The organism is Corynebacterium tuingiense, from assembly GCF_046718165.1.
GTDB lineage: Bacteria > Actinomycetota > Actinomycetes > Mycobacteriales > Mycobacteriaceae > Corynebacterium.
Window position 1 is genome coordinate 223,851 of record NZ_CP177101.1, and the last position, 24,568, is coordinate 248,418.

The 24,568-nt window shown below is 54.7% G+C and carries 18 protein-coding genes and 1 pseudogene; 6 read left to right on the top strand and 13 right to left on the bottom strand.

All coding sequences use genetic code 11. The features are described 5' to 3' along the window. Position 1: 1 nt before the first annotated feature. The 4 genes from rfbB to ACLI1T_RS01150 form a co-directional block, all read right to left on the bottom strand. The gene (gene rfbB, locus ACLI1T_RS01135; protein ID WP_298695101.1) at positions 2-1,006 is read right to left on the bottom strand and encodes a dTDP-glucose 4,6-dehydratase; all 1,005 of its coding nucleotides are present in this window, start codon (positions 1,004-1,006) and stop codon (positions 2-4) included. Positions 1,007-1,139: 133 nt separating this feature from the next. Further along, a complete protein-coding gene (locus ACLI1T_RS01140) occupies positions 1,140-2,696 on the bottom strand; it encodes a DUF222 domain-containing protein (protein ID WP_411702821.1) in 1,557 nt (518 codons plus the stop codon). Between the two features lie 163 nt (positions 2,697-2,859). Further along, on the bottom strand, positions 2,860-4,185 hold the full coding sequence (locus tag ACLI1T_RS01145; RefSeq protein ID WP_411702822.1) for a M1 family metallopeptidase: 1,326 nt from the start codon (positions 4,183-4,185) through the stop codon (positions 2,860-2,862). 39 nt (positions 4,186-4,224) lie between these two features. Next, positions 4,225-5,304 carry an alpha/beta hydrolase gene (locus tag ACLI1T_RS01150; RefSeq protein ID WP_023025062.1) on the bottom strand — a complete coding sequence of 360 codons (1,080 nt, stop codon included), beginning with the start codon at positions 5,302-5,304 and terminating at the stop codon, positions 4,225-4,227. 660 nt (positions 5,305-5,964) lie between these two features. On the opposite strand from ACLI1T_RS01150, the gene lpdA reads away from it, so the two are divergent. Continuing rightward, a complete protein-coding gene (lpdA, locus tag ACLI1T_RS01155; RefSeq protein WP_005276561.1) occupies positions 5,965-7,377 on the top strand; it encodes a dihydrolipoyl dehydrogenase in 1,413 nt (470 codons plus the stop codon). Between the two features lie 92 nt (positions 7,378-7,469). On the opposite strand, the gene ramB is transcribed toward lpdA, so the two are convergent. Further along, a complete protein-coding gene (gene ramB, locus ACLI1T_RS01160; protein WP_005276562.1) occupies positions 7,470-8,879 on the bottom strand; it encodes an acetate metabolism transcriptional regulator RamB in 1,410 nt (469 codons plus the stop codon). A gap of 372 nt (positions 8,880-9,251) precedes the next feature. Between ramB and ACLI1T_RS01165 the strand changes: the two genes are divergently transcribed. From ACLI1T_RS01165 to ACLI1T_RS01180, 4 genes are read left to right on the top strand one after another with little or no spacing between them, the layout of a single operon-like run. Beyond that, a complete protein-coding gene (locus ACLI1T_RS01165; protein ID WP_023030021.1) occupies positions 9,252-10,007 on the top strand; it encodes a succinate dehydrogenase cytochrome b subunit in 756 nt (251 codons plus the stop codon). Positions 10,008-10,022: 15 nt separating this feature from the next. Continuing rightward, positions 10,023-12,038 carry a fumarate reductase/succinate dehydrogenase flavoprotein subunit gene (locus ACLI1T_RS01170; RefSeq protein ID WP_411702823.1) on the top strand — a complete coding sequence of 672 codons (2,016 nt, stop codon included), beginning with the start codon at positions 10,023-10,025 and terminating at the stop codon, positions 12,036-12,038. Then, positions 12,038-12,787 carry a succinate dehydrogenase/fumarate reductase iron-sulfur subunit gene (locus ACLI1T_RS01175; RefSeq protein WP_284628488.1) on the top strand — a complete coding sequence of 250 codons (750 nt, stop codon included), beginning with the start codon at positions 12,038-12,040 and terminating at the stop codon, positions 12,785-12,787. Before ACLI1T_RS01170 ends, ACLI1T_RS01175 begins: the two co-directional genes overlap by 1 nt. Before the next feature lie 56 nt (positions 12,788-12,843). Continuing rightward, positions 12,844-13,218, top strand: a complete 375-nt coding sequence (locus ACLI1T_RS01180; protein ID WP_411702824.1) for a hypothetical protein — start codon at positions 12,844-12,846, stop codon at positions 13,216-13,218. A gap of 202 nt (positions 13,219-13,420) precedes the next feature. Here the strand turns inward: ACLI1T_RS01180 and ACLI1T_RS01185 are convergent, their stop codons facing one another. The 5 genes and pseudogenes from ACLI1T_RS01185 to ACLI1T_RS01205 form a co-directional block, all read right to left on the bottom strand. Continuing rightward, the gene (locus ACLI1T_RS01185) at positions 13,421-13,903 is read right to left on the bottom strand and encodes a type IIL restriction-modification enzyme MmeI (RefSeq protein WP_411703275.1); all 483 of its coding nucleotides are present in this window, start codon (positions 13,901-13,903) and stop codon (positions 13,421-13,423) included. Positions 13,904-14,340: 437 nt separating this feature from the next. Then, positions 14,341-15,014, bottom strand: a pseudogene (locus ACLI1T_RS01190) (DNA methyltransferase). A 342-nt stretch (positions 15,015-15,356) separates the two neighbouring features. Next, positions 15,357-16,706 (bottom strand): IS256 family transposase, encoded by a 1,350-nt coding sequence (locus ACLI1T_RS01195; protein WP_411702825.1) that lies wholly within the window; start codon positions 16,704-16,706, stop codon positions 15,357-15,359. 210 nt (positions 16,707-16,916) lie between these two features. Then, a complete protein-coding gene (locus ACLI1T_RS01200; RefSeq protein WP_411703276.1) occupies positions 16,917-18,140 on the bottom strand; it encodes a restriction endonuclease subunit S in 1,224 nt (407 codons plus the stop codon). Between the two features lie 5 nt (positions 18,141-18,145). Continuing rightward, positions 18,146-18,886: a class I SAM-dependent DNA methyltransferase gene (locus tag ACLI1T_RS01205; protein WP_411702826.1), complete on the bottom strand. Its 741-nt coding sequence runs from the start codon at positions 18,884-18,886 to the stop codon at positions 18,146-18,148. A 66-nt stretch (positions 18,887-18,952) separates the two neighbouring features. On the opposite strand from ACLI1T_RS01205, the gene ACLI1T_RS01210 reads away from it, so the two are divergent. Next, positions 18,953-20,169, top strand: a protein-coding gene (locus tag ACLI1T_RS01210; protein WP_411702629.1) for an IS3 family transposase whose coding sequence is annotated in 2 segments (ribosomal slippage) — positions 18,953-19,214 and positions 19,214-20,169 — 1,218 coding nt in all. Because the reading frame shifts where the segments join, the coding sequence is not laid out codon by codon here. Here ACLI1T_RS01210 and ACLI1T_RS01215 read toward each other — a convergent pair. Genes ACLI1T_RS01215 through ACLI1T_RS01225 form a run of 3 tightly spaced genes read right to left on the bottom strand, consistent with a single transcriptional unit; the run spans position 20,166 to position 24,380 of the window. Continuing rightward, a complete protein-coding gene (locus ACLI1T_RS01215) occupies positions 20,166-20,885 on the bottom strand; it encodes an N-6 DNA methylase (protein WP_411702827.1) in 720 nt (239 codons plus the stop codon). The two genes, ACLI1T_RS01210 and ACLI1T_RS01215, sit on opposite strands and share 4 nt — an antisense overlap. Further along, positions 20,882-24,157 (bottom strand): type I restriction-modification system endonuclease, encoded by a 3,276-nt coding sequence (gene hsdR, locus ACLI1T_RS01220; protein ID WP_411702828.1) that lies wholly within the window; start codon positions 24,155-24,157, stop codon positions 20,882-20,884. Before hsdR ends, ACLI1T_RS01215 begins: the two co-directional genes overlap by 4 nt. Next, entirely contained in the window at positions 24,150-24,380 is a 231-nt protein-coding gene (locus ACLI1T_RS01225) for a helix-turn-helix domain-containing protein (protein ID WP_411702829.1), read from the bottom strand. Before ACLI1T_RS01225 ends, hsdR begins: the two co-directional genes overlap by 8 nt. Positions 24,381-24,568 lie beyond the last annotated feature (188 nt).

The following is a 24,568-nucleotide window of genomic DNA, read 5'->3' on the forward strand; positions in this document are numbered from 1 at the left end:
ATTACTGTCCTTGCTCTTTATAGCGGGCTTCTACAGATTCCTTTTGGGAGCGCCACCACGTTTCGTTATCGCGATACCAGGCGATGGCATCTTCCAGTCCCGCCCGGATATCGGTATAGCGGGGATGCCAATCCAATTCGCGGCGCAGCTTGGAGGCATCCATGGCATAGCGTTGGTCATGGCCGGGCCGGTCCGCCACGTGCTCGTACAGGGCTCGACCTTCCTGGGTGTGGCCCATGAGTTCGCAGATTATCTCGATGATGCGCTTATTATCGATGTCCGGCTGGTCAGCGCCGATATTATACGTTTCGCCGATCCGCCCTTCCTCGATGATTTTTAGCACCGCCGCGTTGTGATCGTCGACGTGGATCCAGTCTCGAACCTGCTCGCCCGTGCCGTAGAGCTTGGGGGTATGCCCGGAGAGGATATTGGTGATTTGGCGCGGGATGAACTTTTCGATGTGTTGGTATGGCCCGTAATTATTTGAGCAATTGGAAATGGTGGCGCGCAGGCCAAAGGATCGGACCCATGCCCGCACGAGGTGATCGGAGCTCGCCTTGGTAGCCGAATAAGGGCTGGAGGGCGCGTATGCGGTATCCTCCGTGAACTTGGTATCCGCCCCAACTTCTAAGTCCCCGAATACCTCATCGGTAGAAACGTGGTGAAAGCGGACATCGTTTGTCCGGCACGCCTCTAGAAGGGTATAGGTGCCCACCACATTGGTGTGGATAAACGGGGACGGATCCCGCAGGGAATTATCATTATGGGATTCGGCGGCGAAGTGCACGACGATATCCGCCTTGGCGACGAGCGGATTCACCACCGTAGCGTCCGCGATATCGCCCTCCACTAATTCCACATCGAGCCCCGCAAGGTTATCCCGGTTGCCGGCGTAGGTCAGCTTATCCAAGACTGTGATGCGGGTATCTGGGCGCACCTTGGCCATGAGGCGCACGAAATTGGCGCCGATGAAGCCGGCGCCGCCAGTAACGAGCATGGTGTGCATGAGTCTCCAGTGTAGGGGAGTCCGCATAAGCGCTGCGCGTGGACAGCCCCAAAACGCTTGTACACGCACTTCTAGGCCGTACGGCATGATCGTACGGCCTGAAGGCACGGTCGCGGGTGGATAGTAGGGCAGCTCACGCTGCACCGGGAGGCGGCGGAGAAGATGGTGAGTCCGTCCCTGAAGCTTGTGGCGATTCGGCCGGGGAACCGTGTGGTGAATCCACCGGTTCATGAGGCTGAGCAGGTGGGTCGGCGAGCTTGCGCGCCGGGGCTTGCTCTGCAGCGGGGGAGTTATTGAGCTCCACCGAGGGCGAAAGCCCGCCGGTATGCGCTGAGCGGTAGCCCACGCGTCCCGTTTCCGGGTCTCTTTCCGCATGCCCCATGCCATTGTGGCCATCGCGGTTATCGTTATTGTCCACGTGGTGCCGACGGCAGAGCAGGGTGAGGTTCCGGAGGTCTGTAGCTCCCCCGTGGGACCATGCCTGCAGGTGGTGGACATCGCAGTCTTGCCACGGCCGGTTGCAGTCCGGGTGGGTGCACACGATTTCACTGGCGGCAAGCGCCAGCTTTTGCCACAGCGACGCGGTGCGCTTGGTGCGCCCGAGCTCGAGCGGGAAGCCTTTGTCATCGACGGCGCAGAAAAAGTCGTGCTGAGCAGCGCCCAGGCGGAGGAGATCGAGCGGGGGTAGGTCGATTCCCACGCTCGTGGTGAAGCGGGTGTCGCTGTTCATCGCTTGTAGCTCTTCAAGGGTAGTGGCCACAAAGAAGGAGCCGAGGCCGTCCGATTTCTTTTGCCCTGCGGACAAGTAGCTACCTAGAGCCGCGGTCAATTGATCCGCCATGCGCTGGGCATAGGTACGCGTATCGTCTTCGGGGCTCAGGCTTTCGCTGCCCTTATTCTTGGCAGGGGCGAAGGCACTAGCCAAGACCGCAGCGGCGGAGGCATCAAGGTAGCCGGAGATGTGCACGCCACCGTCTGCATCTTGGTGAGAAATGCTGAAGCGGCGCTTGCGCGTGGCCGCGTGCGGATCGCGTTTCCCGGAGGGATCCACGGCATGCTTATTCGCCTTGCGGATGGCCTGACGTAGCCAATCGCGCAGGGACTCATAGGAGCGGCGCTTGGCTTCCTCTAGAGCCTTATTGCGCAGCTCTCGCGGCCCAGGAACCGCGAACTTATTGAGGTTGCGCAGTTCCCGTTCGATGAGGTTGAGGACGCGCTCCGGGATGGGGTCTTCCTCGAAGAGCTTCTTGCGGCGTTGTTCTTCCGCCCGGCGCTCACGATCGGCGCGGCGGCGCGCTTCCTCCTCGGCTTTCTTTTGCGCCACCGCGTCCGCCTCGTCGTCTGCTGGCGGGGGAGTAGGTTCAGGATCCTCGATGGGAGCAAAGAGGTTCTTGCCATTGCGCAGGCGGGCAGCGGCTTCGGATTCCGTGAGGCCAAGGCGAGCGACTAAGTAGTCCTTGGCCTTAGAGGAGCCGACCCGCCTGCCGGCATCATCGCGCTCTGCAATGAAGGCAAAGGCGGCATCGATGGTGGATTTATTGCCCAGCGCTCGCTCTAAATGTTCGAAGTTGGGGTGGAGCAACTCGAAGGAGAGATCGTCCGGATTCTGCATAAGGTTGCGCAGGCGCGTAAGCCCCGCAGCCACATCTGAAATGGCTGAATTGATTTCCGTGTGCTTTGCAGTTTCCATGGTTCCCTCCTTCCTGTTTCGCTTTCATGTTCTATTTTAATCCAATAAAACGCCAGCGCAACAGCAAGAAAGGAAATGGTCAATAGACTGTACATTTCCCACTCAAACGGGCCCAGCTACAACCAAACACGCCCAAAACGCACCTAAAACGCAACCAAAACCACTAATCCGGAAACTTAGGCAACGCTGTTTCATCGAGCCATGTGGCAACGGTGGCATCGAAAAGAGCGGCGTCCGGCGCAGCCTCCCGGAAGGCGGAGAGGAGATCGGAGGGCTCGACCACGGAGTGCTGATGTTGGGTGAGATAGGAGGAAAGGGTGGGGAAGAAGGCATCGGCAAGCAGCCGGTGAATGGCGTGCACCGCGAGGGCGCCGCGCTTATACACGCGGTCATCGAACATATCGCGCGCGCCTGGATCAGAAACCTTGATGTCTTGGCGCTTGCGGGCCAGGACCTGATAATGCGAGCGCGCCGCCTCGCGCGCGGACGCGCCTCCCTTGTGCTCACCCCATAACCACTCGCTGTAGCAGGCAAAACCCTCATTGAGCCAAATATCCTTCCACTCAGAAAGGCCAACGGAATTGCCAAACCATTGGTGGGACAGCTCGTGTGCGATGAGCCGCTCGAAGGCGTGATCACCCTTCACATGGTTGGAACCAAAGATGGACAGGCCTTGGGCCTCGAGGGGAATCTCCAGCTCATCCTCGGTAATGACGACCTGATAGGTGGGGAAGGGATAAGGCCCGTAAATAGAGGAGAAGAAATCCACCATCTCCTGCTGCCGGGAAAACTCTTCGCGTACGCGCTCGCGCAAGAACGCCGGCGCCCACGCCTGGGTATCAGCCCCCAGCGAATAAGAAGAGAACTCGCCTACCTGTACCGTTGCCAGGTATGTGGCCATGGGGTGGCGAGTGCGGTAGTGCCACCGGGTGGTGGAACCGCCGGCCTTGCGGGAGACCAACTCGCCATTGGAAATGACGGTAAAGGGGCTATCGGCGGTGATGATGATGTCATACGGTGCCTTTTCTGAAGGCGTGTCATCGCATGGGAACCAGCTGGGTGCGCCATTAGGCTGGCTGGCCACCAACGAGCCGGATTCGGTTTCCTCCCAGCCAATTTCGCCCCATGTGGTACGGATGGGGCGCGGGCTGCCGCCGTAGCGAATGTGCAGCTCAAACTCGGTACCGGCGGGAATTTCGGACGCAAAACGCAGGCGCAGCTTCCCGGAAGATTGGCGGAATTTAGCCACCCGCGGGGCGTGCTTGGCGGTCACGCGCCGCGCCACCATCGCCCCGCCGAGGTCCAAAGTGAAGGAGGTCAGCTCTTCCACCGCGCGCACGTTTAAAATGGCCTCACCCTGCAGCAGGTTAGGCTCCACGCGGTAGTTCAAGTCCAGCGTGTAGTGGGTGACTTCAAAACCAAGGTTGAAGTCCACGCCGGTATAAGGATCAGTATGCGCACGCGAAAAGGCGGTAGGAAGCAATGTCATAATATTGCGATCCTACCGCCCGTCACGCGCAGCCGAAATTTAGCTATTGAATGCCCGCTCGAAAACTGGCCAAGAATCCTTCAGATCCTCTTTCCAGTGCGGCCACGAGTGGGTTCCGGTATTGCGGAAGTTGTAGGTGGCTGGCACTCCGGCCTGGTCAAGCTTGGCCTTGAAGTTGTGGGTGCAGTAGTTCACTCCAGCTTCGATGCCGCCGCCCTCAACCTGCAGGGTGGAGGATCCGCGTACTGCTTCCTCTTGGTTCAGACCCATAGAGCGCAGGTAGCTATAAGTGTCCTCTTCGCTTGCCAAGCCGGAACCGGAAGAAATGTAGAGCTCGGTACCGTGCAGCTTATCGGCGTTCATCATGGCGTCGTTATAACGGTTGGTCTCGGAGCCATATGGGCCCCACATCTGGTCCACGCTGCCGCCGCCACGGTTGACGGTCAGCTCTACGGCCTGGCGCTCCAGCGGGTAAGCGGTAGCGGCACAACCTGCGTATGAGCCCACTGCATCGTAGAAACCTTGGTTGTGCTGTGCCAGCAGCAGGGAAGAGGTAGCGGACATGGACATGCCTGCAATGGCGCGGTGGTTATCCGCGTTGATGTGCTTTTCAATGGCACCCGGCAGTTCCTTGGTCAGGAAGGTTTCCCACTTTTGTGGTCCCTGCAGGAATTCTGAATTCGGCTCAGAGATCCAGTCGGTGTAGTAGGAGAATGCACCGGCCTGCGGGACTACGACGTTGACGTCCTTTTCGTGGTAGAAATCAACGGCATCAGAAAGCTTCAGCCAATCCATGTCTTGTTCTGCTCCGCCTGCGCCATTGAGCAGGTAAATGGTTGGGCGGTTTTCGCTCTTGGCGCGGATGACGGCCAGCGGAATCTTCCGGTCATTCATTGCCGGCGAGGTTGCCTCGAGCTTTTCAACGCGTGCGTCGTCCTTGTACTTCTTGTACCAGGACTTACCCTCGATCTCCGGGGTAGGTTCCAGCGGGGAAATCGTGGACTGTGCGGTATCGCCCGCCACTTGCTGCGGGGTGAGCTCGGCTGCGCCCGCCACGGGAGCATAAGCTAAGCCCGTGCAAACCGCAGCTGCCGCGAGGATAGAATTAAGACGCTTCATGGTGCTTCTTTCCAGTGGGGAGTGGACTCGATAACTATACTTCGGCCGCGAAAAATCGGCATGTTGAGGGAAGTATATTTAGTATTCCTACATGTAGACCTAACCATTAATAGTGCCCAATAAATGCCTGCCGGTAAAGACTTTCACTGATGTGGGGGAGTAGCGGGGGTAGGCATACCTTCATTGCCTTTTTCGCTATCAACGATAAGTAATGCTGGGACAACTGAGGTTTCTATGTCATAATTTCCCAATGAAGCACGGCGTGACGCGGTTGGCACCTGTAGTAACACACCTGTAATAACATCAGTAACGGCTGCGTTAGTGCTTTTAGTGTGAAAAGCTAAGCAGCGAGTTTGTGTACTCGCGCCCCATCAAGAGAAAGAACTTCAATGAACCTTTTTGATTCCGCCCTCGTGTCCTTCAATGAATTCATTGGGCCATTCATCCACTCTGCAATGGATGCATATTCCAAGCTGCTAGCATCCTTGGGCGTGATTTAAGGCCACGGTTGCTTAAGGGCCCTGCGGGGTGCATCTGCTGCTTGCCGATGCCCCCCCCTTGCAGGGCCCTTTCCCTATCCTCACCGCGGCTTGGGGTGGGGTGCCCCCAAGTGTGACCAATTACGCGACATTGAGGACAAAGTTACGTATCCTGTAGGGCGTGACTAACGAACATTATGACGTAGTAGTACTCGGTGCGGGCCCTGGCGGCTACGTTGCCGCCATCCGCGCAGCTCAGCTTGGAAAGAAAGTCGCTGTTATTGAAAAGCAGTACTGGGGCGGAGTCTGCCTCAACGTAGGCTGTATTCCCTCCAAGTCGCTGCTGAAGAATGCAGAGGTTGCCCACACCTTCAACCACGAGGCGAAGGCTTTTGGCATCTCCGGCGATGTTTCCTTTGATTTCGGTGTAGCTCACAAGCGCTCCCGCAAGGTTTCTTCGGGCATCGTCAAGGGCGTTCACTACCTGATGAAGAAGAACAAGATCACCGAGATCAACGGTCTGGGTTCCTTCAAGGACGATAAGACCATTGAGATTACTGAGGGCGATGACGAAGGTAAGACCGTTACCTTCGATGACTGCATCATCGCCACCGGCTCCGTGGTCAAGTCCCTGCCTGGCGTTGAACTGGGCGGCAATATCGTTTCCTATGAAGAGCAGATCCTGAACGAGGAAGCACCAAAGTCCATGGTCATCGTGGGTGCCGGCGCCATCGGCATGGAATTTGCTTACGTGCTGGCCAACTACGGTGTGGACGTCACCATCGTGGAGTTCATGGACCGCGTCCTGCCGAACGAGGACAAGGACGTATCCAAGGAGATTGCTAAGCAGTACAAGAAGCTTGGCGTTAAGCTCCTGACCGGTTACAAGACCACCTCTGTGAAGGACAACGGCGACGATGTCACCGTTGAGGTGGAATCCAAGGACGGTTCCAAGCAGGACACCTTGACCGTGGATCGCGCCATGATTTCCATCGGCTTCGCCCCGCGTGTTGAGGGCTTTGGCCTTGAGAACACCGGCGTTGAGCTTACTGAGCGCGGTGCCATCGACATCGATGACCGTATGCGCACCAACGTTGACCACATTTACGCTATCGGTGACGTCACCGCGAAGCTGCAGCTGGCACACGTGGCGGAGGCTCAAGGCGTTGTAGCGGCAGAAACCATTGCTGATGCAGAAACCCAGCTCTTGGGTGACTACAACAACATGCCGCGCGCTACCTTCTGCAACCCGCAGGTCGCATCCTTTGGCTACACCGAAGAGGCAGCCAAGGAGAAGTTCCCGGATAAGGACATCAAGGTTGCTACCTTCCCGTTCTCCGCAAACGGTAAGGCAGCCGGCCTGAATGAGACCGCCGGCTTTGTCAAGCTTATTGCTGATGGCGAGTTTGGCGAGCTCATCGGTGGACACATGGTGGGTTCCAACGTGTCGGAGCTCTTGCCAGAGTTGACCTTGGCTCAGCGTTTCGACCTGACCACTGAGGAAATCGGCCGCAACGTACACACTCACCCGACCTTGTCTGAGGCCATGAAGGAAGCCGCTGAGGGTATCAGCGGCCACATGATCAACCTCTAAACAAGCGTTCCCTATACCGCATAACGGCACCGCAGAGTTCTCCAGAAAGGAGGACCGCGGTGCCGTTTCTCTGTGCGCGGCTACGACCCCAGCTAGTAAGGCGCGACTGCTGATCGGTGGATATCGATATCGATCGCTTCGTTGATGGGAGGGAAGGCGCGCTGCGAACAGTTTTCCCGGGCGCAGGTCCGGCACCCTGGACCGATGGGGGTGGCGGCGTGGAGATTGGTGAGGTCGAGGCCCTCCGCATAGACCGTGCGATCGGCGTGGCGGGCCTCGCAGCCCAGGCCAATGGCGAAGAGCTTATTGGTATCGCCGTAGCGCCCTTGGTGGTGCTGCACGGCGCGGGAAATCCACAGGTAGTTGCGCCCATCAGGCATCTGCGCCAGCTGACGCGAGATGACCCCCGGGCGGGTGAAGGTCTCATAGACATTCCAGAGCGGGCAGGTGCCGCCATTATTGGAAAAGTGCACGCCGGTGGCGGATTGCCGCTTGGACATATTGCCGGCGCGATCCACGCGCACGAAGGTAAACGGAACGCCGCGCAAGTTATCGCGCTGCAGGGTGGAAAGCCGGGAGGCGACCGTCTCGTATCCCACGCCGAAGACCTGGCACAGATACTCCACATCGTAGCCGGCGCGCTCGGCCTCGCTGTGCATCATGGCATAGGGCATGAGCGTGGCGGCTGCAAAGTAGCTGGCCAAGCCGCGTTGCGCCAGGCTGCGGGAGGAATCAGAGGTAAAGGGTTCATCGGCCACGAGCGCGGAGATTTGCTCCTGGGCCTCGAGCAGGCCGAGCTCGGCGGCCATGCGGAAGGCGCGTTGGCCCTCGCTCAAGCGCGAGGCAAGCGTGAACTGCCCGCTCTCGCGGTCAAAGCGGTGCAGCGTGCCATCCATCTGCGCCGTGAGCTCGATTTCTACGCCGTGCTTCTCGCGCAGCCGGTTCGCCAGCGCCTGTTCGGTATTGCGAATGCCGAATCCGGAAACGCCGAGGTCACCGGCAAGCTCCTCCGCGTGATGGTCCAGCCCGTCCAGATAATTCTGCCGGGCATAAAAGAAGTCGCGCACCTCATCGTGCGGCATGGATAAGGCGGCTGCGCTTTCCGATGTCCGCCTCGTATCCGTAGCCAGCGATAGCTTATCGCGCACATTGCGGTAGCGACGGTGTACATCGACAAGCGTGCGGGCAACGGTGGGGTGGTTATACACCAGCTCCGATAGCTCCTGCAGTTCCACTGGGGAGGGGCATAGCTCCTTGTCTTGGATGACGTCCTGGATCTCTGCGAGGAGGCGGGAATCATCATCGCGGGAGAAAAACGTGGCGTCGACGCCAAAGACCTCGGTAATGCGCAGCAGCACCGGCACCGTCAGCGGGCGGACGTCGTGTTCAATCTGGTTGACGTAACTAGCGGAAAGGCCGAGGGTGCCAGCTAGGGAGGCTTGGCTGAGATCGCGTTCGCGGCGAAGCTGGCGAAGGCGAGATCCCACATACGTCTTACTCATGCGCCAAAGGTTACTAGTAGCGAGCGCGGCTGTGCATCTTTATGGCGAAAATTTTGTGAAGACTCTTCGCTACCTGGACACGCTGTTTGTGGGGTTTCATGCGAAAGTTTGACACATAAAGGGGTGGGTTAATCACTTGCGCAACATGGAGTGGCGAAGCTCACAATTTGGGCTACAAATATGAAACATCTGCATTGCGGAAATGAAGGTACCCAAGGTAACAGCGTTTTCGCATTCTTGTTCTCAGGATACCCTTACCTAAAAGATCTCACCGCCTAGTCGCGCTTGCGAACCAGGAGCAATTGGCCGCTCGAAAATAACTAGTAACCAGCGGTTAAGCCCAGTTAAGGTAAGTACGACTATGGAGGTGTCATGACTTTAAGAAATCCGGACCGTGAGGCAATCGCTCACGGCCACATCACTAATGAACCAATTCGTCAGCAGCCCGGAACGCCATCGTGGGTACTGAAGCTCATCATGGCCGTTACCGGTTTGCTCTTTGCGCTTTTCGTCGTCGGCCACATGGCCGGCAACCTGAAGCTGTACATGCCGGCACACAACGGTGAGCCCGCCCTGGATGAGTACGGCGAGTTCCTGCGCTCTATGGGTGAACCGCTGCTGCCGCACGGCTCTGCCCTGTGGATCATCCGCATCGTGCTGATCGTGGCAATTCTGGCCCACATCTACGGTGCCTTTACCTTGGCTTCCCGCTCCAAGGCATCCCGCGGCAAGTTCAAGCGCACCAACCTGATGGGTGGCCTGGATTCCTTCGCCACCAAGTCCATGCTGGTAACTGGTGTCGTGCTGCTGCTCTTCATCATCTTCCACCTGCTGGACCTCACCTTGGGTGTACAGCCGATGGCCCCAGAGGGCTTCGTTGAAGGCTCCGTCAAGGCCAATATGATCGAAACCTTTAGCCGTTGGCCGGTCACCATCTTCTACGTGCTGGCAATGTGCTGCCTCTTCCTGCACCTGACCCACGGCATTCGCCTCGCCGCATCTGACCTGGGTATTACCGGTGCAAAATGGCGTCAGACCTTCTTGGTCTTGGCCTACATCATCCCGGCCGTTGTATGCATCGGCAACATCGTTATGCCTTTGTCCGTTGCCCTGGGCTTGGTCAGCTAAAGGAGATAGGAACCCATGACTACTACTGAACTCAAGCGTGAACACCCCAACTTCTCGCACCCAAAGTCCATCGTTGAGGGCGTCTCCGCTGGTAATATCCTGGAATCCCAGGAACCGCACGGCGTGCCGATGAAGGATATGTGGGCTCACCACGTTGACCACATGAACCTGGTCTCCCCACTGAACCGCCGCAAGTTCGAGGTCCTCGTCGTAGGTACCGGCTTGTCCGCGGGTGCTGCTGCGGCAGCTCTCGGTGAATTAGGCTACGGCGTCAAGGTCTTTACCTACCACGACTCCCCGCGCCGCGCGCACTCCATTGCTGCGCAGGGTGGTGTCAACGCCTCCCGCGCCAAGAAGGTGGATAACGACTCCGCGTACCGCCACACCAAGGACACCGTAAAGGGCGGCGACTACCGCTGCCGCGAGTCTGACTGCTGGCGCCTGGCTAACGAGTCCGTTCGTGTTATCGACCACATGAACGCCATCGGCGCGCCGTTTGCCCGTGAATACGGCGGCACCTTGGCCACCCGTTCCTTCGGTGGTGTGCAGGTCTCCCGTACCTACTACACCCGTGGTCAAACAGGTCAGCAGCTGCAGCTGTCCACGACCTCTGCACTGTACCGTCAGATCGGCCTGGGCAATGTGGAGCTTTTTGCCCACAACGATATGCAGGACATCATCACCTATGAGGACAACGGCAAGAAGCGCGCGGGCGGCATTGTCACCCGCAACCTGATTACCGGTGAGCTCAAGGCCTTCACCGGCCACGCCGTCATCCTGGGTACCGGTGGTTACGGCAACGTTTACCACATGTCCACCCTGGCGAAGAACTCCAACGCCAGCGCCATGATGCGCGCTTATGACAAGGGCGCTTATCTGGCTTCCCCGGCGTTCGTGCAGTTCCACCCGACGGGCCTGCCGGTCAACTCCGATTGGCAGTCCAAGACCATTTTGATGTCGGAGTCCCTGCGTAACGATGGCCGCATCTGGTCGCCCAAGGAAGAGGGCGATGACCGCGACCCGAACACCATTCCGGAGGAAGAGCGCGACTACTTCTTGGAGCGCCGCTACCCGGCCTTCGGTAACTTGGTTCCCCGTGACGTTGCTTCCCGTGCAATTTCCCAGCAGATCAACAAGGGTCTGGGCGTTGGACCGCTGAAGAACTCGGTCTACCTTGACTTCCGTGACGCTATCGAGCGTCTGGGCAAGGATAAGATCCGCGAGCGTTACTCCAACCTCATTCAGATGTATGAAGAGGCCATTGGTGAGTCCGCGTATGAGACCCCAATGCGCATCGCTCCTACCTGCCACTTCACCATGGGCGGCCTGTGGACCGACTTCAACGAGATGACCTCTATTGACGGCCTCTTCGCCGCCGGTGAGTGCTCCTGGACCTACCACGGTGCTAACCGCCTGGGCGCTAATTCCCTGCTTTCGGCTTCCGTCGACGGCTGGTTCACCCTGCCGTTTACCATCCCGAACTACTTGGCTGACCACCTCAACGAGGACAAGCTGGCCGAGGATTCCGCTGAGGCACAGGAAGCCGTGCAGAAGTCCCAGGAGCGCATCGATAAGCTGATGCAGGTCCACGGCGATGACCCGCACGGTCCGTCCCACTACCACCGCCAGCTGGGTGACCTGCTGTACTTCGGCTGCGGTGTGTCCCGTAACGTCGAAGACCTGAAGGACACCATCGAGAAGATCCGCGCGTTGCGCGATGACTTCTGGAAGAACGTCCGCATCCCTGGTGAGGCGAATGACATGAACCAAGTCCTGGAATACGGCCTGCGCGTTGCCGATTACTTGGACTTGGGTGAGCTCATGTGCATCGATGCCCTTGACCGCGATGAGTCTTGCGGCGCTCACTTCCGCGAAGATCACCTTTCTGAAGAAGGCGAAGCCGAGCGTGACGATGAGAACTGGTGCTTCGTTTCCGCCTGGGAGCCGGGCGAGAACAAGAACGAGTTCATCCGCCACGCAGAACCCCTGTACTTTGACTCGATCCCGCTGATGACAAGGAACTACAAGTAATGAAATTGACACTTGAGATCTGGCGTCAAGCCGGACCCACCCAGGAAGGTAAATTCGAAACCGTCCGGGTGGATGATGCCTCCGAGCAGATGTCCATTCTGGAGCTATTGGACCACGTCAACGAAGGCTACATTGAGCGCGGTGAAGAGCCGTTCGCTTTCGCCTCTGACTGCCGTGAGGGCATCTGCGGTACCTGTGGTTTGACCGTCAACGGTCGCCCACACGGCCCTGGTCAGAACACCCCTGCCTGCCAGCAGCGCCTGTTCAACTTCAACGATGGCGACACCATTCAGCTGGAGCCCTTCCGCTCCGCTGCGTACCCCGTCATCAAGGACATGGTGGTTGACCGCTCCGCACTGGACCACGTGATGGAACAGGGCGGTTACGTATCCATGGATGCCGGCACCGCACCGGATGCCGATACCATGCACATCAACCACGAGACCGCCGAGTACTCGCTGGACCACGCAGCCTGCATTGGTTGCGGTGCCTGCGTTGCTGCCTGCCCGAACGGTGCGGCACACCTGTTCACCGGTGCCAAGCTGGTTCACCTGTCCATGATGCCGCTGGGTAAGGAAGAGCGCGGCAGCCGTGCCCGCAACATGGTTGCTGACTTGGAATCCAACTTCGGCCACTGCTCCCTCTACGGTGAGTGCGCCGATGTCTGCCCGGCTGGCGTCCCACTGACCGCAGTATCTGCCGTTACCCGCGAACGTGCACGTGCTGCTTTCCGTGGCAAGGACGACTAAGCTAAGGTTATTCCGTAGGAATACTAGGAACGAGAGAAAGACAGAAAGACTCCGCCATGAGCGATAACACCCACGCAGTCGCTGACTACGCCAGCGAGACCTACCCAGAGTTCTCCGGCAAGATTCAGGACACCTATATTGAGGGCTACGATCCAGTGTCCTTTGGTGCTCCTCACTCTTCCCTCCTGCGCACCTCCACCTGGGTGGGCATGGGTCTGATCCTGTCTTGCCTCCCGGCTGCCGGCATCATCATTTGGGGCCTTGGCGTGTGGGATACCCCGCTGGGCACCGCCGGCGAGGGTGACTACACCCTGACCACCATCATCGGCATCATCGCCCTAGTCATTGTGGCCATCGCCGCAGTAGGCACTGTCCACTACGGCCGCCGCTACTACCGCAAGTACCGCAAGGAAACTGGCCGGGCCAACTAAATCGTTTCTTTAGCGCGCAACCCCCGCTTCCACCAGCACGTATGACATGCAGGGAGGCGGGGGTTGGTGCATGCTTGGGTGACTAACGCCGGCCAAACAGCGCTGCTTCAAGCGCTGCTTGCCGACGCCTCCTTCACCTCTTCCTGCACCCGGGCTCCGGAGAAGCCGCTTAATCAAAGACTGCAGCTCTAGCGGGAAGTTTCTATTCAGCGTTTACTTTCTGGCTATATAGCTCGAAGAGAAATGAAACGATGAAAGTTTCCTTCGCGTCCCAGGTAAAGCCATCGAGTTCCCACCCATAGGCTCGTTCCACAGCTTTATTCAAAGCTTGGTGCGCCGCGGTTAGCTCTGAGTATTTGTCTTCGTTATCTGGGTCGTAGAGATCCGCCAGGGAAGCATCTGGGTAAGTCTTACGAGCATCCAACACTCGCTGAGCTGCGTCTTCAATGCTCTTGTGGCCTAGATCAGTGGTATCCGTGAACACAAAGTTGTTATAGACGATGGTATTAGCGTAGCTGTATCTTAGCTCGAGTCTTCCAGCTACGGCGCGCATCCACGCATTGTGGGTTTGGGACATCAGAATGCCAAAAGGTGTTAAAGAATCGGATTGAATAAAATAAAGTTTGTCTCCTGGGATCATTCCATTTTCAACAAAACCAAGGGGGACTGTTTCCGTCGTTCGGATGTCACTTTGGGGATCGCGATATAGGTTCCTTCGCCGTTATACCTTATTTCGTCGAACCTCCAAGGGATCGAGACTTTTTCTTTGTAGCCTGCTTAGTGGATGACGCTCTTGCATCGGTAATTTGGGTCAACCTTTTGTTTACAGATGGGTTATTTTTCAAACTTTCAGGGACCCTTCTGGCATCCAGAAGCAGTATCGATCAGTGCCTTTAATGAATTTCTCCCACAACTAATAAGGGTGGAATATCACAGTGAGAGTCGAGCGCTGTTCAATCATGGCTCTCAGTTCTTGTGCACAGAATGAAAGGGGTTTCCCGGTTGGTTGCCCCGTTTAATCGGGGGGGGGGGGAACGGGAGAAAGGGGTTTGCGCCTTTGGGAGATGAAAACCGCTGGGGCGTCTGCTAGATAACCGTTTAACGAAGTTGGTTGACTCTCTACTACATTTTGACCGACATAGTCCCAAGCGTGTTTCGTCTCCCTTTGATGCTGTGAGAAAGCAGTGATAATGCGATAGACATTGGGAGGTGCTCAGATTCGGTATTCCAAGCAAAGGAACGGTGGGCGAAGTTAATGTGGTAGCCCCTTTTGAAGATAGATTTCCAAAGTGGACTGACCTGTTGGCCTTGGCGTATGTATTTAGTGGAAACGAAAGCAATGTTTCCAACGTGCCCATCGAGAAACTCCGCGGCAGTACGATGCCAACAAGCCACAAAATTGAGTTGACCGCCCTTTTTCCGAATACGCTCTCTCTATTTTTCTTCTGCTTTTTGTCTAACCGAGAAGAGCCAACGAAAGGTGGGTTGCCGAAGACATAATTGCAGTCCTCTGGGCTTATCACATCAGCCCAGGCAGTCCGTAAGGCGTTGGCACTTACGATCCGTGGAGTTTCCTCGATGGGGAGCCTGACTACCGGCTGTCCGAAAGCTTGGTTACAGAGATGATCAACCAAGAGCATTGCTGTTGAGGCAATTTTAGCCGGCCATTCGTTAATCTCGATGCCGTGGAATTGGCGCATACTCATCTTCGATTTGCGGAAAGCATCTTCGGCGAATTTGCATGGAATTTCGGGCCCCGATTTCTTGGAGGCGTTTCCACATAGCGCGTACTCCATTGACCTTTTCACCTTGTGTGTGCCGGTCAAGCGCCGCGTTAATTTCAGCTAGTTCTATCTCCTCCGCGCGAGTGATAATTTCAAATTCAAGGCCGTGAAGGTGTTTTAGCCTGGATTAGAAAGTTGCCGCATCTGCAGGCCGGATCGCACAACGTGTCAAGTTGGATACAAGGACTTGTGGTAGGTAGGGTGAACTCCTTGGGTAGAAAGATTCAATCACCAGGGGTTTCGGAGGTAAACGCAACCAAATTACACAAGTGGGCATAAGGATACTAACTTCCTTAGCGACCTAAGTTGGAACCCATAGGAGAGTGTCCGTTTCTTTGTGTGCGGGGGCTTGGTTTACAAGTAATCCGCGAATCGGTTGGGGTAAGCCACGGCTAGTTGGTTGATGGCTTGTTTCCACCCAGTTGCTTTCGCTCCTTCAATATAGCCGTTGCATTCAATATCGCGTTTTGCTTTCCTCGCTCGCTGGGCAGCGCGCTTGTCTTCGATGTTGCAGATCATCAGCCACAGTGTCTTTAGTGCGGCAGTATCGTTTGGGAATTGACCCCGGTTACGGGTAGCTTTACGCAGTTCGGCGTTGAGCGATTCGATGGAGTTGGTGGTGTAGAGCACTCGCCTGGCCGTTGGCGGGAACTGCAGAAACGGCACGAACCGCTCCCATGCATCACGCCAGACTTTGACCGACTGGGGATATTTCCGGCCAAGTTCACTGGCCTCGAAAGCATCCAGGCTGGCACGCGCGGTGTCCTCGTTAGCGGCTGTGTAGACCTCACGCAGTGCGCGGTAGACTGCTTTACGGTCCTGGTAGGACACCCACCGGTTCGCAGCCCGAATCAGGTGCACAATACAGGTCTGCACCATAGAATTCGGCCAGGTTGTCTCCACAGCCTCCGGCAGGCCTTTGAGCCCGTCGCAGCACACGATGAACACGTCTTGGACACCGCGGTTGGCCAGATCCGCACACACCGATGCCCAGAATGCGGCTCCTTCACTGTCCGCGATCCACAATCCCAGGATGTGCTTGATGCCGTCCATGTCGACACCAACCGCCATGTAGCAAGCCTTGTTGACCACGCGGTGGCCGTCACGGATCTTGACGCGTAGCGCGTCGAGGAAGAACACCGGGTAAAAATCGTCGAGCTGGCGGTTTTGCCAGATCATGACCTCGTCCAAGACCGCATCGGTAATGGTGCTGATCGTATCCGGGCTCATATCCACACCAAGAGTGGTTGCGAGATGGTGCTGAATATCGCGCACGGTCATCCCACCGGCGTACAGCGAGATAATCATGTCGTCGAGCTCTGTGAGCCGACGTGCACCCTTGGGCACCATCCGAGGAGTAAACGTGCCGGCACGATCCCTGGGCACAGTCACTTCAACCGCGCCGTAGCCAGAATTGACGGTCTTGGTGTAGGACCCGTTACGGTGATTGCTGTTCTGTGCGGTATCCACCTGCGCTTTGGCCTTGCGGTCGCAATGGCTATAGCCCAAATGCGCATCCATCTCCGCTTTAAGACCAGCGTTGATCGATGCCTGCAGCAGGCCTTTGACCAGCTCGCTTGCATCATCAGCAGAAGTCGACAGCTCGCTGATCAAGCTGGCGATTTCAGGATTTTCCATCAGCTTCTCGCTGATCTCGTTGACCCTCGCCGGGTCATGGTTTTTCTTCGGTGACACCGTAGTCATTATCGGTGAAACTCCTTCTAGATCAGAGCCTCACACACAAACTTCCTGACACCCTCACCCATAGTGTTGGTGAACCACCCAAGATTTCGCGCGCAACAATTTGTTTTCGAAGAATCGATTATTGGTGCTGAGAAAAATATTCGCTCCAGGTAGTTGTTTACGAATTCCACGCAAAGTAATCATGAATTCACAAGCGCCTACATTCACGATCTATTGCACTTTCCCCATAAAGACATGATGAATTAACTGTTTCCGGAGCTGCACCAGAATCTGCTTGGATCCTTCTACCAAGTGTTGAATTTTATCAAGCTTTTCCAAGGAATTTTCAATGCCCTCTGCAATCACCTTCTGAGAATCTAACGCAGGGATTCTGACGAGGATGTCATATATTTTCTTGCCGGAAATTAGTGGCTGCGCACTGGAACTCGTATTTTTTCGCAGATTGGTGTGTAGCAAAAGAAAGTAGAGAAACTTCTTGTCTATCTCGTTTTCATTGAAGCGCACGACCAGAGCGTTATCAGTTACCCAGCATTCTTCGTTCGTCATGTGGACAGAACCGCAATAAAATCCGACTCTACCGATTGTGATTGTTTCAGCTGGGTAACAGGACTGGTCATGGTATCCGGTAACGCCGTTGCCACCATAAACAGGAACGGTACCACCAGGGGCCATCTCTTTTGCCGTTAAGCCTTTTCCAGATGAGACCCTTATAATCTCGCCCAAGGGCTTAGTCTCCCAAACAGTGTCATGTACATTACCTTCATTTGAAACTCCGTGCCCCGCAAGCAATGTTCGGGCAATGCCAACCTTTCTATCTGAAAGATTGTCTAGAAAACTATCGAGTCGTTGTATGGCGTCGTCGATTTTGGCGTTAGTTTTCTCGATAAAATCAACGATACGTGCTTGCTCACCTAACGGGGGCAGACTAATCGGGAGCTGTAAAAAATCGGTCGCCTTAATCGATGGTGAATTGTCTCCTTTCATCTTTGCCGTCGCCATCGAAATGAACGTTGGGCTACAAAGGAAATGAAAAAGGTAGCGCGAATCAACTACTGGGGCAGGTGTGCAAACATAAAAACCAGTGCTCGCGATTGCTTCTGAGAATTCTGACCCTACACGCGCTATGTTCATGAGGTAGGGACGAACGAGAGAGAATAGGGTATCTCCGTCGTGCACCGCTCGAGATGCCCTGCTTGGCGCTTTGGACGCTGCAACGATTTTTGGGTTTGCTACTTTTTGGCACTTATTATTGACTGCATCGATATCGATGTAAGTAAAGGAGCCTCCCCTAGGTTTGCGTGTCTCCATGGGAAGTAATACCGTACCCAACCGCACCCACCGCCAGTCTCCAGGAACGGCGTATGGTTGTTCGGCCTCTGGAACGATGGCTTCGTTAGGAATCCCTTTGAAGTCTGTGATGAGCGGGAGTTTCATTGCCACTAATCTTCACCTTCTCCGAGGCTGAGATCGCTTGCTAGAGTGCGCAGGAGGTCAGCTGCTTCGTCAAGAAGGGTTGCGGCTTCGAGCGCGGATGCTGCTGGGGCAAAGTTTTCCGCGTCGAAAGTTTCTACTTCAACACGCATGAGGCCCAGATCTAGAGAGTCCTCTTTAGCGTTAATCTCGCTGCGCTTGAAGTAGGTTAGCCGCTCGTCTGCCAGCTGAGTTCGATCTTCAGCCAAATACGCTTTCTCAAAGTCAGCGAAGTGTTCAACGGTAAGTGGCGTACGCTTGCCGAACGAAGGCATCTGAGAACGAAGGTCGTAGAACCAAACTCCGCTGGTATTTCCTTTGTCGGTGAGTCCACGTTCGAAGAAGAGTACGTTGGTCTTGACGCCTGGGGCGTAAAAGATACCGGTTGGAAGCCTGAGGATAGTGTGTAGGTTGCATTTGTCCATCAGGTCTTCTCGGATGCGGCGGCCATCACCGTCAGCGAAAAGAACATTGTCTGGTAGTACAACCGCAGCGCGTCCACCTGGCTTAAGGCTTCGATAAATATGCTGCAGGAAGTTCAGCTGCTTATTTGATGTCGGGAAGGTTAGATCATCACGAGTTGCACGTTCCCCTCCCTTTTTCGTTCCAAATGGCGGGTTAGTCAGAACAACATCAAACCCAATAAAGCGCTTGCCGTCAGGCGAAAGCGTATCTCCTAAATGGATAGGGGATTCGATGCCATGAAGCATAGCATTTGAGGTTACCCTCGTTTGGTGGACACCCGATTAGTGCGGATTTTGTGTCCGTAGGAGAGGATGTTCATTGTGAGTCAACAACGCCAGAAATACACGCCGGAGTACCGGCGTGAAGCCGCGAACCTGGTAATCGAGTCAGAACGCCCGATTGCTCATGTAGCGAAAGAAATTGGTGTCGCACCTGGCCTTTTAGGCCGGTGGGTGAAAAATGAGCGTCAACGCCGAGGATCCTCTGATGGGCTAAGCGAGGCGGATCTTCGTGCTGAGAACGCTCGTCTGCGTCGTGAGCTGGCAGAAGCCAAGATGGATAACGAGTTTTTGTCAAAAGCGACAGCCTTCTTCGCCGCAAAGCAACGCGATCAGAAAAGTTCGAGTTAATGCAGCAGGAGAAGGCGAATTTCAGTATCAAGCGCATGGCGCGCTTGTTGAAGGTATCTCGGTCTGGATACTACAAATGGGCCCATATGCAGCAGCAACGCTTATCCGGTAATGATGATCGGACATCTTTTTACGATGATGTTGATCGTAAGATTCATCAGATTTGGAAAGACTCCGATGAGGTCTATGGTGCTCCGCGGATTACCGCAGAACTCGCCGATCGCTACCAGATCAGTGTGAATCGTAAGACTGTGGCTAAGCGGATGCGCCTGATGGGAATTGAAGGGATTTCACCGCGTGCTTTTGTGCCCGTGACAACGATTCAATCTAAACGTAAGTCGAGTCTTCCTGACCTGGTAAAGCGCATGTTTGATACCGGCGAGCTCAACCGGGTATGGATGTCGGACATTACCTACCTGCGCACCGGCGAGGGTTGGTTGTACTTATGCGCAGTTCGCGATGGTCATTCCCGCAGGGTACTGGGCTGGGCTATGGATAGTGTGCAAGATACAAGTTTGGTCGAACGAGCACTGCGGATGGCGCATACGCTGCGCGGTGATGTTCCTGACGGGCTGGTGTTTCACGCTGACCGGGGGACGCAATATACCAGTGAGAAGCTCTGGGAGGTGTGCCGCAACCTAGGTGTTGTTCAGTCTGTGGGGCGTACCGGGGTGTGCTTCGATAACGCGATGGCCGAGTCGTTCTGGTCGACGCTGAAAACCGAGTTCTACGACCGGAAGCGCTGGCCAACCCGCGATGCTGCCCGCAAGGCCGTTGCCTACTGGATTGAAGTGGTCTACAACCGTCGCCGCCGGCACTCCGCCCTCGGGATGGTCAGCCCCGTCGATTTCGAAAACCACACCACCCAAACCAGAAACGAAGAAGAAATAGCTGCCTAACCACTAGGTAGCTTGACTAGGTGTCCACGATTTGCGGGCAACCCCACATTCATCAACGCAAGTCGATGAGTGTCATGGACAAGCTCCACACCGGTAAATGCCTTCTTTACTTGGAAGTCGGCTTGATCTTCGTCCAGATCGAACAGGTCGTCTGTGTTGGCGCATACGTGCTCACTCGCAGCAATCATGAAGCCAAAAGTTCCACATGCGGGGTCGTTGCAGAGCTCACCAGGCTGTGGGTCAATAAGCCGCACCATAACGTCAATAAGGACACGCGGGGTGAAGTACTGACCGGCACCAGACTTTTTCTCGTCAGCGTTTTTCTCAAGCAGCCCTTCGTAGAGGTTACCGAGCCCCTCCTCACGAGCGGAATACCAATCCAGAGCATCAATTGACTTGATAATCTTCTCAAGGTTTTTCGGCTCATCAATATTTGTAGATGACGCAGCATAGATTTCATGGACTCGACCAGTTGCTTCTTCGCCGAGGTGTTGGAGCAGGTCACGGTAGAACCGCTTGAGTTCGATGCCGGACTTCGTGCGCAGTTCATTCCATCGGTATTGTTCGGGAATCCCGTCTTCTGCACCGGTTTCCTTGGCCATTTTCAAGAATAGGATGTAAGTCAGCTCGGTGACGTACTGATGGAAGGTGATTCCATCATCGCGTAGGACGTTGGACAGGTTCCAGAGCTTCGCAACGATCTCTTGATTGTTCATGCGGTTAGGTCCTCATACATATAGTCCTTAAGTTCAGAGACTATTTTGGCGAATTCGCCATCAAATGCAGCCTGCACTCGATTCAGTCCTCCCTGTTGTCTAAAGCGAGAGTCTGTATCGAAGGTGTCTGTTGAGATGAGTAACTCGTTTTCGAGGTACGCCTCAACGCGAGATATCCAGCCCTGCTGAACTCTAGTAAAGTCATGTTCTCTTTTCAGTTTGTCGATAGCAAGTTTCACCCGTTCCTTGTGGGTAAGGAGCGGAGATCCGAGTGCAAAACGGCGAATGAGTGAGATGATGTCTGCAGTAATCTCTTTGTTAGACACTTGCGACAAGGCTGAAGAGAGTTTTTGCTCGGTATAGCCTTTGCGGTCGAGCATGAGCCTTAGTGATTTCAGTTCCGCTCGGGTGAGTTCAGAAGGGCGAGTACACACTATTTGTAAGGCTGCAATCTCATCACTGTTTTGCTCCAGGAAGGATTTGAACTCTTCTAGATAGTCCTCAGGCTTTTGGGCGTTTCCAAAGTCCCTGGTGTGTGAGATGAGTTCATCTTCAGCCTCTGAAATCACTAGTTTTCGTGGGTCGCCAAAGGTCGAGTTGTCGAGGAAATCGAAGAACTGCGCGTGTTCTTGAATCCATGCGGCTGCATCTGCTGGTGAGGCTTCACGAAGTTCTTCAATCACTTCGGAGATCGTGTTTCCACCGCCAAGGTCTTTAAGGTGTTCAGCTGTAGTTTCGGCAATCTTGCGTCGTCTACGTTGGAGCTTAGCCACTACCTGTTCGATTGCTCGAGTAAGTTTGTCAGCATTAGTACCGGCGCGATCAATGTCCTCCATGAGATCTTTGAAGCTGGTATTGGGGTTCGCAACCAGTGGTTTCATGGTAGAAACCTTTTCAAGGGCTTCGTACACTCCTACCGGATCGTAGATTTCGAAGCGGTCTTTTGAGATTTCTGGGCATAGTCGCGTGGCTCGACCGAGCATTTGCTCGAAGAGGATACGCGACTTAACTCGCCTCATGAAAACCAATGACGTGATTGCTGGTACGTCAATACCGGTGGTGAGCAGGTCAACGGTGACAACTATTGATGGAAAACGCTCGTTCTTGAAGCGCTTAATTGTTTGCTCGATCTTCTTCTTGTTGCCGCCTGCGACTGAGCCGGTGATCTTCATAATCGCTTTTGGCTCAACCCCCTGGTCGGCATAGATGTCTTTAAGGAGATCGACGATGAGGTCAGCATGAGCGTCATCAACGGCATAAATGAGGGTTTTGCCGAATAATTCAGGCATGCTCGGATCAAGATCCCGAGCGATTTCTTTTAGAACCGTCCGGTTGAAGTTTTCGGTAATTACTGACCGGTTGAAGTCTTCCACTTCAAAAGTAACCTCGTCAGCCAATTCAGCGCTGTTGGCGATTTCTCCAGTAGCAGTGTCGTAGATCGGAAGAGTGTCGCCCTCGGAATATCGAATACCTTCAGTTGCAAGCTTTGTTGTGAGGCGATGTGGTGCGTCGTGGTCAACGAGATAGCCATCCATGACTGCTTCACGATAGGTGTAGGTGTAAACCGGTTGACCGAAAATCTCAGTTGTGTGTAACGCAGGTGTTGCAGTGAGCGCGATTTTCGTTGCATCGAAATAGTCAATTACGGACCGGTAGGCGGATTGGTAGTCAGATTGGTCCCGGTAGAGAGCTTCATCTTCGGTCATTTCTTTATCAAGCAAATAACCTCGGTGAGCTTCGTCAACAATGATCAAGTCGTAGTCAGTAACGGATGGTTTGCGTGCCTGAGTATCTTCAGTAGAAGGTTCTGGGTAGAACAGGCGCTTCACCATTCCTTGGACCGTTGAGACATGCACACGTGTTTCAGAGTCAACGTCGGAATCCTCTAAACCATTAATTGAATAGAGTTCATCCAGCGTCAGCAATTCCTCTAATCGGACATCCTTAAAGGTATCCAAAGCCTGAGTGCCTAGTGACGTACGGTCAACCAAGAACAAGATTCTGCGGAACCGATTAGTCTTCAAGAATCGATAGATCATCCCAAGCACTGTTCGGGTTTTGCCAGTGCCGGTGGCCATGGCAAGTAGCGCGTGGTGGTTTCCTTCGCTGATCGCGTTCTCAGCAGCGTGGATTGCATCGACCTGATATTTACGCAGATTTAAGCCAGTACTAGATGTGAGCAGATCATCGTTCAGGTTGTCGAGTGCCTCCTGCGCAGCTTGTTGATCAGCATCAAGCATTTCGAGAAGACCCTGTGGACTTGGCCATCCAACTAATGCGCGTGGAGAATTTAGTGGGTTACGCACATCCTGAAACCAGACGCCAGATTGAGTCTTGTATTGCTCTATATATGGGCGACCATTCGTTGCAAAGAGGAATGGTACCTTGAAGGCACCCCACTGACCCATCGTAAACTCTACGTGCTCATCTTTAATAAGCCGCCCGTAATCGGCAGCCTGAAAATCCAAAACTGATGGGATTGCAGAGTGCTCTGCCTTTGCTTCAATCACACCAACGAAATTCAAACCTACGAACAAGGCATAGTCAGCTCGGCCTTGCCGCCCTACCGTGGAATCAGTAGGCCACTCAGCAATAGCCTGATTTAGTCCCTCAACAGGGCGTGCGCCCTTGCTGTACCTTAGGTTTTCAGTATCAGCATCCCAACCCACTTGACGAAGCTGCTCATCAATGAGGAGCCTCGTTTCAGCTTCTGTTTTTGGACGCTGATTCATCGCAGCAGTAGAACGCTGGGAACGTTTCGCTTTTGACACCGCTGGTGCCTGTTTAGCCTTTGTGCCATCGTCCTTTGCAAGTGCGGCAGTCTCTTGCTCCAGCCAATCGGTAGCCTGATCAGTTAGGGATTTTTCAACTGGGAGTACATATTTTGATGCCTCCACATTTGGGTCACCATATGTAGCTTCAAACCACCAAGCAAGGGAATGAACCATTGGCAAAAAGCGCTTTGCATCTTCTGTTGTTCCCCAGTCCTTATGTGCCGCCTTGTTTCGGGCTTTGCGAACCAGATTCAAAATATCGACAACTTCGCGAGGCAGCAGGCCTTCACGAGAGAGCATGTCAATCCGCTTGAAAGCTGTGCTTTTATTTGGAGGAGTCAAACGATCGAACTGGAATATCAGCTCTACAATGCTTTCGCATAGAATGCCGAGCTTCATCACAGAGGTACTCGGGTCGGTATAAAGGTATGATTCAGCTAAAGTTCCCAGGTTTTCCAATGAAGGGAAACTATTTTTTAGAAATTCGAAGTTAGTCACTTCCAACCTCCTGGCTATTTCCGATTGTGCAGATATCTGAAATATCGCATTCGAGTGCTTCGAATATTCTTGCGAGTGCTTGTGTTGACACTGTCTCATCCCATCCCATCTTGGTGATAGTGGCGCTTGAGAGGCCGGTTGCTTTACGTAGGTCTTGTTTTGTCATGTCTTTGTCAGTGAGAGTCTTCCAGAGAGGTTTGTAACTGACCACTGGTGTCGTCATTCGAAATCTTCCTCTTCTGCAACGTCTATGACGCCTTTCAGGTAGCCGTAACGGCCGTTTTCGGTGTCTTTGGTAAAATCAATGATATTCCCCATAATGGTGCGGTCAACCCCGGGAACTTCGTCGGTGTTCTCCAGGATGATGATTTGCTGGGTGTATTGCCTCTTGCGTCAGATAGGTGGAGAGTC

Coding starts and splice junctions, on each gene's coding strand:
- ACLI1T_RS01170 (WP_411702823.1), top strand. CDS start 10,023: ATGACTACTACTGAACTCAAGCGTGAACACCCCAACTTCTCGCACCCA.
- ramB (WP_005276562.1), bottom strand. CDS start 8,879: ATGAGTAAGACGTATGTGGGATCTCGCCTTCGCCAGCTTCGCCGCGAA.
- ACLI1T_RS01205 (WP_411702826.1), bottom strand. CDS start 18,886: ATGCTTCATGGCATCGAATCCCCTATCCATTTAGGAGATACGCTTTCG.
- ACLI1T_RS01165 (WP_023030021.1), top strand. CDS start 9,252: ATGACTTTAAGAAATCCGGACCGTGAGGCAATCGCTCACGGCCACATC.
- ACLI1T_RS01195 (WP_411702825.1), bottom strand. CDS start 16,706: ATGACTACGGTGTCACCGAAGAAAAACCATGACCCGGCGAGGGTCAAC.
- ACLI1T_RS01200 (WP_411703276.1), bottom strand. CDS start 18,140: ATGAAACTCCCGCTCATCACAGACTTCAAAGGGATTCCTAACGAAGCC.
- ACLI1T_RS01150 (WP_023025062.1), bottom strand. CDS start 5,304: ATGAAGCGTCTTAATTCTATCCTCGCGGCAGCTGCGGTTTGCACGGGC.
- ACLI1T_RS01225 (WP_411702829.1), bottom strand. CDS start 24,380: ATGACGACACCAGTGGTCAGTTACAAACCTCTCTGGAAGACTCTCACT.
- ACLI1T_RS01180 (WP_411702824.1), top strand. CDS start 12,844: ATGAGCGATAACACCCACGCAGTCGCTGACTACGCCAGCGAGACCTAC.
- ACLI1T_RS01145 (WP_411702822.1), bottom strand. CDS start 4,185: ATGACATTGCTTCCTACCGCCTTTTCGCGTGCGCATACTGATCCTTAT.
- ACLI1T_RS01140 (WP_411702821.1), bottom strand. CDS start 2,696: ATGGAAACTGCAAAGCACACGGAAATCAATTCAGCCATTTCAGATGTG.
- ACLI1T_RS01175 (WP_284628488.1), top strand. CDS start 12,038: ATGAAATTGACACTTGAGATCTGGCGTCAAGCCGGACCCACCCAGGAA.
- rfbB (WP_298695101.1), bottom strand. CDS start 1,006: ATGCACACCATGCTCGTTACTGGCGGCGCCGGCTTCATCGGCGCCAAT.
- ACLI1T_RS01215 (WP_411702827.1), bottom strand. CDS start 20,885: ATGAACAATCAAGAGATCGTTGCGAAGCTCTGGAACCTGTCCAACGTC.